General features: G+C 58.2%; 11 protein-coding genes. 6 read left to right on the forward strand and 5 right to left on the reverse strand.

The window, feature by feature from the left end; genetic code table 11:
- Positions 1–102: 102 nt before the first annotated feature.
- The 3 genes from AC3IX4_RS10885 to AC3IX4_RS10895 all read right to left on the reverse strand — a co-directional run bounded on the left by AC3IX4_RS10885 (position 103) and on the right by AC3IX4_RS10895 (position 4,339).
- Positions 103–2,451, reverse strand: coding sequence for a tetratricopeptide repeat protein (locus AC3IX4_RS10885; RefSeq protein ID WP_489260527.1), 2,349 nt, complete (start codon positions 2,449–2,451; stop codon positions 103–105).
- A 185-nt stretch (positions 2,452–2,636) separates the two neighbouring features.
- A complete protein-coding gene (locus tag AC3IX4_RS10890) occupies positions 2,637–2,870 on the reverse strand; it encodes a DUF6868 family protein (protein WP_489260528.1) in 234 nt (77 codons plus the stop codon).
- Positions 2,871–2,947: 77 nt separating this feature from the next.
- Positions 2,948–4,339, reverse strand: a complete 1,392-nt coding sequence (locus tag AC3IX4_RS10895; protein ID WP_489260529.1) for a DUF1254 domain-containing protein — start codon at positions 4,337–4,339, stop codon at positions 2,948–2,950.
- A 205-nt stretch (positions 4,340–4,544) separates the two neighbouring features.
- Here AC3IX4_RS10895 and AC3IX4_RS10900 point away from each other — a divergent pair, with 205 nt between their 5' ends.
- A complete protein-coding gene (locus AC3IX4_RS10900) occupies positions 4,545–4,715 on the forward strand; it encodes a metallothionein (RefSeq protein ID WP_489260530.1) in 171 nt (56 codons plus the stop codon).
- 12 nt (positions 4,716–4,727) lie between these two features.
- Here AC3IX4_RS10900 and AC3IX4_RS10905 read toward each other — a convergent pair whose 3' ends face one another.
- Positions 4,728–5,657, reverse strand: coding sequence for a DUF72 domain-containing protein (locus tag AC3IX4_RS10905; RefSeq protein ID WP_489260531.1), 930 nt, complete (start codon positions 5,655–5,657; stop codon positions 4,728–4,730).
- 598 nt (positions 5,658–6,255) lie between these two features.
- Entirely contained in the window at positions 6,256–7,401 is a 1,146-nt protein-coding gene (locus tag AC3IX4_RS10910) for a hypothetical protein (RefSeq protein WP_489260532.1), read from the reverse strand.
- 607 nt (positions 7,402–8,008) lie between these two features.
- Here AC3IX4_RS10910 and AC3IX4_RS10915 point away from each other — a divergent pair.
- The 5 genes from AC3IX4_RS10915 (at position 8,009) to tssL (ending at position 13,101) form a co-directional block, all read left to right on the forward strand.
- Positions 8,009–8,605: a DUF3077 domain-containing protein gene (locus AC3IX4_RS10915; protein ID WP_489260533.1), complete on the forward strand. Its 597-nt coding sequence runs from the start codon at positions 8,009–8,011 to the stop codon at positions 8,603–8,605.
- A gap of 372 nt (positions 8,606–8,977) precedes the next feature.
- Positions 8,978–9,478, forward strand: coding sequence for a type VI secretion system contractile sheath small subunit (tssB, locus tag AC3IX4_RS10920; protein ID WP_489261270.1), 501 nt, complete (start codon positions 8,978–8,980; stop codon positions 9,476–9,478).
- 32 nt (positions 9,479–9,510) lie between these two features.
- On the forward strand, positions 9,511–11,049 hold the full coding sequence (gene tssC, locus AC3IX4_RS10925) for a type VI secretion system contractile sheath large subunit (protein ID WP_489260534.1): 1,539 nt from the start codon (positions 9,511–9,513) through the stop codon (positions 11,047–11,049).
- A 22-nt stretch (positions 11,050–11,071) separates the two neighbouring features.
- On the forward strand, positions 11,072–12,427 hold the full coding sequence (gene tssK, locus AC3IX4_RS10930) for a type VI secretion system baseplate subunit TssK (RefSeq protein WP_489260535.1): 1,356 nt from the start codon (positions 11,072–11,074) through the stop codon (positions 12,425–12,427).
- The gene (gene tssL / locus AC3IX4_RS10935) at positions 12,424–13,101 is read left to right on the forward strand and encodes a type VI secretion system protein TssL, short form (protein ID WP_489260536.1); all 678 of its coding nucleotides are present in this window, start codon (positions 12,424–12,426) and stop codon (positions 13,099–13,101) included. The genes tssK and tssL overlap by 4 nt, the downstream gene beginning before the upstream one ends.
- Positions 13,102–13,105: the final 4 nt, after the last annotated feature.

The following is a 13,105-nucleotide window of genomic DNA, read 5'->3' on the forward strand; positions in this document are numbered from 1 at the left end:
AAGCTTGCTTGCGATGGCGTCACCGCGGTTCGTCGTACCACCGCGGTGACGCCATCGCAAGCAAGCTTGGCTCCTACAGCGGGCCGGGCGCAGCGGTTTAATCTATGACCGTGGCTGGAGCAACGGGTCGTATGGATTGATCTGGCGCAGCGACTCGCGCAGCGCATTGACCTTGGCAGGCTGTTGGGCTTGCTGCAGGTAGTGCATCAGCGCCAATCGTACATCACGGTTATAGGGTTGCTGGATCAGGCCTTGCGACAACTGCTTGAGCGCAGCTTCTTGCTGGCCCTGGTCATGCAGGGCGACGGCCAGGATATAGCGATAGCCAACGTTTTCAGGGTCCAGGCGCACGGCTTCGTGCAGTTCCTTGAGCGCCGCGTCGCGTTGGCCCTGGCGAACCAGTGCCAGGCCTTGGGTGTGGTGCAACAGGGCGGCTTCAGGGTGCTGCGCCAGCGCTGTTTCAAGCAGGGCACGGCCTTCGCTCAAGCGGTTCTGGCTGTCCAGCCACTGGGCCAGGGCTACCAGCGCCGGGAAGAAATCCACGTCGCGCTTGAGTGCAGTGCGCAGGTACGGCTCCACGTCTGCGCTACGTCCCGTGGCTTGATAGAGCATCGCCAGGTTGAAGTTGGCTTCGGCGCGTTCGAGCAGGTCCATTTGCACCTGCTCGTATTCGGCCAGGGCCTTGTCGAAGGCAGGCTGGTCGCGCCCAAGGCCTGCGCTTGAGGCGGGCAATAACGCATAGGCAGCGCCAATGCGAACGGCCAGCACCGGGTCGCGCAACAGCGGGCTTAACCATTGCACGCGCTGGGGGCCTGGAAGCAGGGACGCCAGGGCTTCAAGCGCCGCGGTACGAACCATCGGATCCACATGGCCCAGGCTATTGATGGCTGCCTGCAAGGTTTGCTGGCTAGGGTAATTGGGCAACTCAGTCAACAAAGTCGCGCGTCGGATGGCCGGAAGGTCGCGCTTTTGCAGCTGTTCCAGCAAGGCCTGCGAGGCGCCAGGCTTGCCGCTACGCAGCAGGTCGAGGCTTTGCCCATAGGCCAGATGGCTCTGATCGCCCGGCCCGTACCAGTGTTGAAACTGCTCGCTGATCTTTTGCCCTGGCGTGCCCTTGTGGCAGGCCAGGCACGCATCCGTTGTGCCGAGCTCAAGCGCCTTGGCCGGCGCTGGCACGCTGAAACCATGGTCATGGCGCCAGTCATTGACCATGTAGAATTTGCCGGGCATATGGCAATCCACACACTGGGAGCCGGGTTGGCCGGGCGTGTGATGGTGGTGTTCGGAGGATTGGTAGTCCTTGGCTTTCAAGCCCGCACCATCGACCCCGGCGATGGCCGTCTTGCCGGCCGGGTTGTGGCATTGCAGGCAGACGCCATTACCGGGCGCCTTGAGCTGGGTGCTGTGGGGTTCGTGGCAGTTGCTGCAACGTACCCCCTTGGCGAACATCTTGCTTTGGGTGAACGAGCCGTATTCGAACACTTCGTCCTTGATCTTGCCGTCAATCTCGTACAGCTCGGGGGTCAGGCGACTGGGCAGGTATTCATCCATCAACCGACGATCGTTATGAAAGCCATCGCCCAGGGGCGCGCGGCGCGCGTGGCAGCGGCCGCAGGTCTCCACTTCCTTGAGGTTGTCGGTGGTGGCCAGACTTTGTTGGAAGCCCGAGTGCTCAAGCGGGGCAGGCTGTTTTTCCTGAGCCCATTGCAGATGGCCGGAGGCTGGGCCGTGGCAGCTTTGGCAACCGACGCCCAGGCTGTTCCACTGGCTGTCGAAGCTACCGGTGGAGGCATTGAAATTGCGTTTGAAACCGGTGGTGTGGCACTCGACGCACATGAAGTTGGCGTTCTGCTGAGGCTTGCTCCAGTGCAGGGGGTCCTTGAAGTCCACGCCCAGGCCTGGGTAGAGATGGAACCACTGTTTTTTCTGGGTATCCCAGGCCACGCCCAACGCCTGAAGGTGGCCCTCTCCGGTGTCGATCAAGTACTGCTGCAAGGGCTCTATGCCGAAGGCGTATGCCACCGGGAAGTCCTGGGCGCGGCCGTCGGCGCCGGGTGTGTTGACCCAGAAAGCGTCGTCTTTCTTGAAGAAACGGGTGGTCTCCTTGTCGCTTTTGAAACGGACGTCGGCAAAGTCGCCGAGCACGGTTTCAGCCGTGGCAGCCTGCATCGCCAACTGGTGATGGGAGCCCTGCCATTGTCGGGTCTGCTCGCTGTGACAGCCTTGGCACAGGGCTTCATCGACCAGCGTTGCAGGGGCGACAGGTTTGGCAGGGGGCGTTGGGGCACTGGCTTGAGTGCTGACCGGCAAAGGCGCGACAGGCTGGTCCAGCGCGAACCAGAGGCCCGCGGTAGCCAGCAGCATGACCCCGGCCACCAGTGGCCAGAGCAAACCGCCCGTCGTGCGACGGGGTGGAAGGGGAGCAGGCGTAACGGTTTTATTCTTGGACATGCAGACTTCCGTGGTCTGTTCTTGTGGTAACGGCTTTCAAAGGGCAGCAGTCTACCGCATGCTCGGGAGCCAACGGAAATAAGGGGCGTCACTGCGCGGTGTATCAGGAAGACCGCGTCGTCTTCATCGCGGTGGTCCGGCATTCCGGTGAACCCGGCTCCTACCCAAAGCCGTACCGCGGCGTATCAGACAAACTGCAGCGCCAACCACGGGCTGAGGTTGAACAGCAACACGCCGACCTTATAGAGCATCATGCCCGCGTAGTGCAACGTATCGAAACGCTCTTCGCTGAAGTGGAACCAGCGCCGATGCAGGTGAAAGAGCCAGTCGTGGGCGCAGGTGAATACCACGAACCAGACCAGCAGAATGAGGTAGTTGATCACCAGGCTGTAAAGCAACAGGTCCTTGATTTCGGCCATGTTCACAGGGCACCTCGCAATGGACGCATTAAGGTCGTCAGACTCATGCAGGTTTCTTGCGGATTTGATGATCGGGCTCAGAGGCGCGGTTTGAGCAACGGCAGTTTCCACTCGCCACTGGCCACCTGCGGCTGCGGCATATATAAGCGTAGCACCGCGTAGAAGGGCCCCTCGGGGGCTGGAAGCCAATTACTCTCGCGGTCTTTGCCTGGGGATAGGCTCTGCAAGTAGAGGGTCACGCCACCGTCGGCGTCACGCTTGAGCGAGTCGAGCATCTGTGAATTGATCAGGTAGCGATTGAGCGAGTTGTCGACCAAAAGGCCAGTCTTGCCGTCGTACATCGTCAACGACCAGAAGGCCTTGGCCGCAGCCAGTCCGCTCTGGTTGAAATGCAGCGTGTAGTCACGCTTGCTTGCATCCACAGGCTTACCGTTCATGTCTGTGAAGTAGCCCATGTAATGGGTCTCTTCGGCCGAGTTGCCAAAAATACCCAGCTTGGCTCCGGCGTAGCGGTAGAGGTAATCGTTCTTCAGGTGCTCACGGCTGCCGAACAGGTCGCTACTGTTGAGCGTGCGAGTGTCAAGCTGGGCCTTCTTGAAAGCCGCAAATTCTGCCTTGCCATCGTCGATACCGGTTTGCAGCGCCTTGGCCTGCTCGGACGTCAGGCTGGCCTCATTGAGAGGATTGGTGGCGCTGATGCCGATTCTCTCGAAGCGCTGACGCAAGGCCTGTTCGCTGTCCGGTGGGTGAGTGAAGGCGAGCATGAAATTGAGATAACGGAACACTGCCGGGGAGTCGCTCATGTTCGCTTGTGGCTTGAGCCAAGCCACCGCCGGTACTGTCGGTGGCGGCCTTTTCTTGAGGAAACTGCTCAGCGGTTGCACCCGATAACCCTGTTGAATCTGTTTGACGTTGTCCAGGTCCGCCTCGTTGAACAACTGGGTGCGATACAGGGCATAGACGATCTGGCTCTCACTGTTGATGACCTTGTCGATGTCGGCGGGGGTAGGGCCTTGCCAGTCCGGGCCTGCGATCAAAAAATGGCCGCCCTTGTTACCGGTGGTGCGGGTACCCAGGTAGCTGAAGTTGTGGGTATAGAGGTCAATCAATTGAGTGGAGTAGTAGCGGCCTTCTTCTATGGCGGGAAGGGTCAGCACCAGTGGTTCGCGGCGCAGGTCCATCCACACGGACGAGTAGGGTGTGTCGCAATTGGGTGTGAGGAAGGCACTGTCCTTTGGGGTGCACACTTTGGCGCTGTTGGTGATCTGATTGAAAGGCGCCTTGTAGCCTAGGCTGACGGTGTCCACTGCCTGGGTGTACAGGGTCTTGTACATCTCGACCACCGGGAAGCCGTAGAGATAGGCTTCTTTGGCAATGGCCCGGATCTCGTCGGGGTTGGCGTTGGATTCGGCATGCGCGCCGCTGAACAGTAGCAAGGCTGCGTAAATGCCGGTGTAGGGAAGCCTCATTCACAGCCCCCTGGCTGTTACGGCGACTCTCTGACGGTAGCTGGCTTCGGCACGGCTGCAAGCCGCAAATGGTAATGGTTCCCGAACGGTTGAGTTCAAGGAGTGACCGGTCATCGCGGCAACCGACAACGTTAATTGGCTTGAACCATTGCGCGGGTTGGCCGGTCACTTTTCAAGACGACCCAACCACCATGGAGTCATGATCATGAACGAGCAAACCTGTGCCTGCCCGAACTGCAATTGCAAAGTGGGCAGTAACCCTGTCACGCGCGACGGCAAAGCCTATTGCTGCGAGGCTTGCGCCAGCCACCATGCCGCTGGCAAGCCGTGTATCCATAGCGGCTGTGGCTGTGCCAAGAGCAGCACGCAACGTTGAAGCAGCAGGGGCTTACAAATCCTCTGCCGGCTGGCCTGGGATGGTTTGCAAGCCCTTGTCCAATTTCAGCAGTTCCAACAAGCGGCGGGCGTCGTAAGGCGCGCGCACCTTGATGTCGTTGTCGAAGTAGCAATACACCGCTCTTTTGCGGACCTTGGGCGGTGCGCTCTCGGGGTCGATCAGTTTTGCATCCGCAGGCTGCGCTCCGCGTTTCCAGGTTTGAATCCTCTTCTGCCAACGCTTGAGCGCCACCTCAGAATATCCACTGCTGTACAGCGCCTTGTCACCATGTAGACGCAGGTACACGAAATCGCTGGTCAGGTCTTCGACCTGAGGCCATTTACGCGCGGCATCCGCCACGACCAACGCCACCCGGTACTTGCGCAACAGGGCGACAAAGGCTGGGTCGACAAAGCCCTGATGACGGATCTCGACGGCATGACGCAGGCGCTGGCGCGTGTTGCCGTCCAGGTAGCCCGGCCGTTGCAGGCGCTCGGCGCAGTGACGGGCCAGGTCTACGGCTTGCTTGCCGGTGTGCGGTAGACGAGCCAGAAAGTCTTCGAATAAATCGGCGTCGAATTTAAGGCTCGGTGGGAATTGCCACAGGGTCGCTCCCAGTTTTTCCTTTAACGATAAAAAGCCTGAGGCATAGAAGTTGGCAAGAGGTTCCTCGATATCGTGCAGGCGCCTGATGTGAGTGATATAGCGCGGTGCCTTGACGCTGAACACAAACCCTTCAGGAGTGTCCCCGGCCCACTGGGCAAAGCGTTGTGGACGTTGCAGGGCATAGAAAGTGCCGTTGATTTCGATGCTGTTGACGGATCGAGAGGCAAAGCGCAGTTCATCCTTTTGGCGCAGGTTTTCGGGGTAGAAGGTCCCCCGCCAGGGAACGTAGCGCCAGCCGGAGATACCAATGTGCACGTCTGCCTGGCGCTGGGTCATGGCTTCTCCTCTTAGGCAAAAAGGGATTTGCTTATTGGAGTCATGACGACTGATATCGGTTCAGGATTTCCGATAGAACTGTTTTACCGGACTCTGATCAGTTGGGTGGCGACGTTGTTGCCCGCCTGGGAGGTGACTCAGTCGAGGAACCGCACCTGGCAGGGACGACTCCGACCCACTTTCCGCAGATACGCGGGTAAAAGGGGCAGAGTCTCCCTGGAGATATCCTAGTTTATAAGGAAGTAGCCAAGTATCAGCCAGCAAAAACTTATAATGAGCATCATAACTTTAATAGTTAGCAGGCGCTTGAGGTAAGGAGGGAAGTCTCTGATGTCTTCTGGAGTCACGTGACCAGCGCGGATATAAAAGCCTGGTGTCAGTACTATTGCGGCAATTTCTACGACAAAAGTTATTCCGCTCATCAATCCGTCGTTTTTTCGGGCTAATCCCCAGGCATGTACTCGGCTATTTTTTAGAGCCTTCATCATAGCGTCTAGGTGGCGCCGGTATAGATATACCCCATAGGCAAAGGAGATGTAACCCATCAAAATGGGGGCGCCCAAAAAAGCTATGGAGAACCACGGGTTCCAACCGTCCATTACGGCGTGGTCAGCTCATATAGTACTTCTGCAGTCTGTTCTCCCATGTCTCCTCCAGTAATGGTGCCCACCCATGTGCCTGTACCGACAACTCCTGCAATGCAGATCGTCGCGCCTATGGGATGCCTGCCAAAAATTGCACAAATCGGGCCAGCAACCTTAGCTGTCAGCCCCCCAATGTATCCGCCTACGGTAGATCCTATAAATTTTCCGCCTTCAGTAAATTTAATTTTTTTGCATGCTTCGTCTGATGCTCCATTACAAACTTCTTGAATGGCCAGCAGCGAAGAAGCACCGCCGATCCCGATCGCGATATAACCACCCGTCTTCATATACTTCATAGCACGGCTCATTGAGTCCACATGCTGGGTGTACCCCGGTATTTGGCCCGGTCCTCCAGCTTTATCCCAATGGTGAACAAGGCTGCGGCTGGAGATACCGAGCGCCGACTTCAATTTGTGGTGGCCGCCAAAACTCGTTCGGTCTCTCAGGCTTTTGGAGTTGAGCAGATGGGCGTCCAACCGAGTCAGCAGAGTATTGCGTTCCGCGAAAAACTCCGCAGACTTTAAGTGGCCGTGTTGGCGATAGCTGTTCTGATGCAGGCTTTCGATGTCTTGCAGGGTCTTGCGCAAATCGGTCAGGTGCTTTTCCAGTACCACCGCTGTGATGCCCAACCAAGTCGAGGCTTGCCCTGTGAAGGTGACGATTTCAGCGCCATAGCGGTACATGAAGTCGGCTTCTTCCGGGGTCAGCGGCTCCAGGGCTTTCTTGACCTGTTCGGCCGCCTGCATCAGTTTCGCTTCCTGAGCGGTGCAGAACTTGTTGTTTGGGTCGCTGAGCACCAGCAGGGTGCCGGCCTTCACCACGGGGTCGAGGTTCGGGTTGAGCCTGGAAAACATCCACACCCATTTATCCGGGTCTTCTTCGAACAAGTCATCGTAGAAGTCTTTTAAGGGCAAGCTCTGGGGCAGGACGTAGAAGCCGGCTTCAACTGCTGGCTCCGGCGCAGGCTCATAAAATTCACGCTCGGGAAAGGGGCGGGGAACTGCGGGGGTATCCATGTTCGGCCGGGCCGGCGTACACACGCGAGGCATGGGGCTGTACAGGCGCTTGTCGTCTAGCCAGTGGGGTTTTCGATCAGTCATGGGGCCGGTTCCTTTTGGCGGAAACGGCGGAGGCTAGCAAGACCGAGTGGGTAGTAGAGGGGTATGGGGCAAAAAGAGAAATGTCCTACATCTACTCTTGGAGCTGATACCTCGCTTCTTGCGCAACTCCGCGGATGACCGAATTTGTCGGCACCCCCCATGTATCCGTGAGGTTAGGTAAACGCTTGAGAGCGTCCGGTGGATGGAGGGCTGTCAGTGTGCGACCATCCCTACATAGACTGCTGAAATTTCTCTCAATCAACTCCCCGCGCGCTCTGTCTTCTCATACCCCACCAGAATTACCCTACGCGTCCTGTCGCTGCCCATGAACTTGTCCCCTGGAACCCGTGCCCGTAGGCTTTTTCGGTCGCTGAATGATCAGCGTCCGGGTTTAGCAGCCCGATGACTTCCAGACGTACAAGCATCCCTTTCCGTTCGGCCAACGCCTCTTCAGCGTGCGTCGATTCGTGTCATGGCGGCTGTGCGTGGGGCACGTTCGCGTGCGCTGGGTTCCTGGAGTCCCGGTCTGCTAACCCGCGCACAGCTGCCACCTTTTTCGTTTAGCAGCGATCCGTGGCGGCTCCATGACTCCAGGAGCATCAATATTATGAAGGCTGTCCCTGATCCACCTGCACACGTCTGCAGTATTCGCAAAACCACCCAAGCCGCCTTCGGTTCTTGCGGCAATGCTCATGAAGCGCTGTTCAAAGTTCAGCCTGGCATCCCTGCCGAAGAGGCATTGCGGCATCTCTCGAATCATTTGCAATCCGCTGTTGAGGCCGCCCATCACGTACACATCCATACGCCGCTGGCCGACGGGGGTATGCATTGGTCAACGATTTGGGCTCTGGAGGCTGCGAGGGCATTGGTTGAGGGCCTGCGTAGCGGTGCCGAGGATGTCGTGATCAAGCCAACAGCGGAGGGGGATACTTTTATCCCTGGCACGATCTGCAAAACGGCTGAAACACCGTTCGTATTCTTGGACTCCAGCGATAAATCGGTCTTTGTCGTTCGCAGTAATGTTCTGGCTGAGGATGCACTAGTCCATGTCGCGCTTTACCTGCAAGCGGCATACGACACGGCGAATGAAATTTGCATGCGTACACCCAATGCAGACAAGGGGATGCACTGGGCGATATTGCATGGAATTGAAGTGGGGAGGGCACTGACGGAGGCGCTGTTGGAGGCATCTGATGCCGTGTAACAGGTATATGACCCACTCAAAAATGGCCTGTAGGAGCTGACCTTGGTCGCGATGGCGTCGCTGCGGTTTATCGTAGACCGCGGCGACGCCATCGCGACCAAGGGCTAGGCGCCCCCGTCGCTCCTACAGGGCCATCCAATACAGTTACAAGCACAGGCTGTCAGATAATTCTGTAGGAAACTAGAGTAAGTGCAGTGAGAAGGGTCTCGGAGTTGTTTTGGGGCTAGATTAGTCTTGCCGACCGATTCATTGTATTGCCCAAGGGGTGCGCAGTCGCCTCTTGTTCCTGAGTTTTTCGCCAATCTGGAAACACAATTTAATCTTTTGCACCGTTGCGACGGCGTTCGCGGCTGCAAGGTATCGGGAGGAGTTATGGCTTCAAGCAGCTTTCAAAATGAAGTGCCCAAGGCGCGCGTCAATATCAGGCTCGACTTGCATACTGGGGGTGCGCAGAAAAAAGTCGAGTTGCCACTCAAATTAATGGTCATGGGTGACTTCAGCAACGGGCGGGAACAGCGCCCGTTGTCGGCCAGAAGTAAAGTCGATATTAATAAAAATAATATCGATAGCGTATTGGCGGAGTTTTCGCCCGGTCTGAAGTTGGACGTGCCCACCGCAGTGGACGGCGAACAGTCTGAGACTTCGGTGGCCTTGAGTTTTCAAGCGATCAGGGACTTCGAACCCGAACAGGTGGCACGGCAAATACCTCAGTTGAGGGCGTTGCTGGCGATGCGAAACCTGTTGCGCGACCTCAAATCCAACCTGCTGGACAATGCCACCTTTCGGGTTGAACTGGAGCGAATCCTCAAGGATGAGGCGCTCAGCGGTGCATTGCGCACCGAACTTGCGGCCCTCGCACCCCAGGCTGATTAAGACAGCAAAATATCTAAAAGGAAGTTTCCATCATGTCCACGGAACATTCATCCGCCCAAGGCGGTAGCGCTATCGTATTGCCTGAAGAAAGCCAGGGCGTCTATAGCCAGTTGTTCAGCAAGATCAACTTGAGCCCGGTATCGGAGTGGGTCGACATTGACCATTTCCAGAATGCCGAAGCGCTGGCCGAAGCGTCTGCCGATGAACGCGTGACGGCTGCCGTCAGTGTTTTCCTGACGTTGCTCAAGCGCTCTTCCCGCCGCGTCGAGCGCTTGGACAAAGTGCTGTTGGATGAGCACATTGCGTCGTTGGACGCACAAATAAGCCGGCAACTTGATGCGGTGATGCATCACCCGGATTTCCAGCGTGTCGAGTCCACTTGGCGCGGGGTGAAATCACTGATCGACCAGACCGACTTTCGCCAGAATGTTCGAATTGAACTGTTGGATATCAGTAAGGAACATCTGGTCCAGGACTTCGAGGATGCGCCTGAAATCGCGCAGAGCGGCCTGTACCTGCATACCTATACCCAGGAGTACGACACACCCGGTGGCGAGCCCATTGCGGCGGCCATCTCCAACTATGAGTTTGACCGCAGTGCCCAAGACATCGCCTTGTTGCGCAACCTCTCGAAAGTGGCCGCCGCCGCGCACATGCCCTTCATTGGTTCGGTAGGCCCCGCGTTTTTCGGCAAGGCGTCGATGCAGGAAGTGGCCGCCATCAAGGACATCGGTAACTATTTCGACCGCGCCGAATACCTGAAGTGGAAGGCATTTCGCGACAGTGACGATGCTCGCTACATTGGCCTGACCATGCCCAGGGTGCTGGGGCGGCTGCCCTATGGCCCGGACACTGTTCCGGTGCGCAGTTTCAATTACGTCGAAAGCGTCAAGGGTCCGGATCACCAAAAATACCTGTGGACCAATGCCTCGTTTGCCTTTGCGGCGAACATGGTCAAAAGCTTTATCGCCAACGGTTGGTGCGTGCAGATTCGTGGGCCACAGTCCGGCGGTGCGGTCACTGAACTGCCAATCCACCTGTACGACCTGGGTACTGGCAACCAGGTGAAAATTCCTTCGGAAGTGATGATTCCAGAGACGCGCGAGTTCGAGTTTGCCAACCTCGGTTTCATTCCGCTGTCGTATTACAAGAATCGCGATTACGCCTGTTTCTTTTCCGCCAACTCTGCGCAGAAACCGACGCTGTACGACACCGCCGATGCCACGGCCAACAGCCGGATCAATGCGCGCTTGCCCTACATTTTCTTGCTGTCACGCATTGCCCACCATTTGAAGCTGATTCAGCGCGAGAACATCGGCACCACCAAGGACCGTCGCGTGCTGGAACTGGAGCTCAACAAGTGGATAGCGGGGCTTGTGACCGAGATGACCGATCCGAGCGATGACTTGCAGGCCTCACATCCTTTGCGCGATGCGAGGGTGAGTGTCGAGGACATCGAGGACAACCCTGGATTCTTCCGCGTCAAGCTCTACGCCGTGCCGCATTTCCAAGTGGAAGGCATGGACGTCAGCCTCTCGCTGGTTTCGCAGATGCCTAAAGCCAAAACCTGAACCCACCCGTAGGAGCCCTCTTATGAAGATCGACCGCCCCTTGTGGTCAGCGGGTGCGCTGTTGTGCCCGCAGCAATTTCAGCAACAGGCGCGTTGGGAAGCCTGGACCAATGAATGTCTCGCTCATCTGTCGCGGGTCCACCCTTGGGGCGTTCTGGCACTGGCGTTTGACCTCAATACGCTCAGGTTGGGCAAGCTCAAGGCCACTCGGCTGCACCTTCGTATGCCCGATGGAACGTTGATCGACTCAGACCACGCCGATCCGCTGCCCCCCGCGCTGGAATTGGCTTGCGCGCTGGCGGACAACAGCCAACGCGCTACCGTGCTGCTGGCCTTGCCGCTGGAGCAGGCCAACGGCAACAACTGCCTGATGACCAAGGGCCGGGCGGACCGTCCCACGCGTTACCGCGAGACGTGGCGGGATGTGCAGGAGATCTACGAACACGAGATCCAGTCGATGGGCGTGCTGGAGCACGTACTGAGCCTGCGTCTCGATAGTGATGAAAACAATGACTACCTGACGTGCCCGATAGCGCGCTTGGTGCGTGACGGGCAGGGCGCCTGGAACCTGGACCCGGACTACGTCCCGCCACTGCTCAGCCTGGCGGCGCATCCGGGGCTTGTGGCGCAACTGGGCAACCTGTTGACCCAGCTGTCGGCCAAGCGCCAACGGTTGATGGGCATGCGCCGCGAAAGCAACCAGCGCATGGCCGACTTTGCCGTGGCGGATGTGTCGTTGTTCTGGCTGCTCAACGCCCTGAATACTGCTGAGCCGGTCCTCAAGGACCTCAAGGCCAGCCCCGCTCGACACCCTGAGCAGGTCTACCTGGAGTTGGCAAAACTGGCCGGCAGCTTACTGACCTTTTCACTCGAGCACGATACCGACCAGATTCCGGCCTATCAGCACCACAGCCTGGAGATGGTGCTGCCCCCGTTGATGCGGATGATCTCTACCTTGTTGGAGGCCAGCCTGCCGTCGCGGGTCATCGCCCTGCAGCTCGATCAACTGGGCAACAACCGCTGGCAGGCCAGCCTCAATGACGCGCGCCTGGTTGAGCGCGACGGCGCCGACTTTTATCTGTCGGTGCGCAGCAGCTTGCCGGCAGCGCAGCTGCAGAAACAATTCCCGCGCCTGTGCAAGGCCGGCACGCCCGACGAGGTGGATCATCTGATCAATGCGGCGCTCGATGGCGTACCGCTGCACTCGCTCAGTCATGTGCCCGCCGCCATCCCGCTGCGTCTGGAAAACCAGTACTTCGCGCTCGACCTGAGTCATGCCAAGGGTCAGGCGGTGCTGGCTGAAGGGGTCTGCGCATTTTATGTGCCGAGCACCCTGGCGGACCTCAAGCTTGAACTGTTCGCGGTACTGCGCACATGACTCCGACGTTCTCTCACACTCAAACCCATGCCGCCGCGCAAGTCGATGTGCTGTTGCAGGACAGTTACCTGCTGGTGGTTGAAATTCAGCAGAAAGGCTCGGCGCAGAACAGCAAGGTGCTGTGGGAACGCTGCGCGCAGCAGATTGTGCATGTTCGCGAGCGCCTGCAGGAAATGGACCTGAGCCCGCGCAGTATCGAGCACATCGGTCATGCCCAATGCGCGTTGCTGGATGAAACGGTGCTCAGCCACACCCAGGAGGACGCCCATGCCGAATGGGCCAGCAAGCCTCTGCAAGCGCAGTTTTTCGGTCGTCACCAGGCCGGTGAGTTCCTTTACGAAGAGATGCGTGCAGTGCTGCGTGAACCCGCGCCAGAGCTGCACGTACTGACGGTATACCAGCGCGTGCTGATGCTGGGTTTTCGCGGCCGATACCGTGACCTGGAGGATCCCGAGCGCGAACAATTGCTGCAAGCCCTGAGCGTGCAAGTCCCGCCTCTGCAATTGCACGGCGCCCTGGCCACCCGGGCGGATGCCGGGGGCTGGTTGCTGGGCAGGATGCGCTCAGCGCGGGTACACGCCGTGGCGGTCGCGTTATTGCTAATTGGCGCCTGGTGGGGATTGGACCACCTGTTGGACGGCCTGGTTGCCACCTTCCTGCGTGGCCAGGCATGAAGGC

The organism is Pseudomonas sp. KH_021 (genome assembly GCF_057838865.1).

Bases quoted from the DNA above. Each gene is read 5' to 3' on its own strand.
- AC3IX4_RS10885 (WP_489260527.1), bottom strand. From the start codon at position 2,451: ATGTCCAAGAATAAAACCGTTACGCCTGCTCCCCTTCCACCCCGTCGC.
- AC3IX4_RS10890 (WP_489260528.1), bottom strand. From the start codon at position 2,870: ATGGCCGAAATCAAGGACCTGTTGCTTTACAGCCTGGTGATCAACTAC.
- AC3IX4_RS10895 (WP_489260529.1), bottom strand. From the start codon at position 4,339: ATGAGGCTTCCCTACACCGGCATTTACGCAGCCTTGCTACTGTTCAGC.
- AC3IX4_RS10900 (WP_489260530.1), top strand. From the start codon at position 4,545: ATGAACGAGCAAACCTGTGCCTGCCCGAACTGCAATTGCAAAGTGGGC.
- AC3IX4_RS10905 (WP_489260531.1), bottom strand. From the start codon at position 5,657: ATGACCCAGCGCCAGGCAGACGTGCACATTGGTATCTCCGGCTGGCGC.
- AC3IX4_RS10910 (WP_489260532.1), bottom strand. From the start codon at position 7,401: ATGACTGATCGAAAACCCCACTGGCTAGACGACAAGCGCCTGTACAGC.
- AC3IX4_RS10915 (WP_489260533.1), top strand. From the start codon at position 8,009: ATGAAGGCTGTCCCTGATCCACCTGCACACGTCTGCAGTATTCGCAAA.
- tssB (WP_489261270.1), top strand. From the start codon at position 8,978: ATGGCTTCAAGCAGCTTTCAAAATGAAGTGCCCAAGGCGCGCGTCAAT.
- tssC (WP_489260534.1), top strand. From the start codon at position 9,511: ATGTCCACGGAACATTCATCCGCCCAAGGCGGTAGCGCTATCGTATTG.
- tssK (WP_489260535.1), top strand. From the start codon at position 11,072: ATGAAGATCGACCGCCCCTTGTGGTCAGCGGGTGCGCTGTTGTGCCCG.
- tssL (WP_489260536.1), top strand. From the start codon at position 12,424: ATGACTCCGACGTTCTCTCACACTCAAACCCATGCCGCCGCGCAAGTC.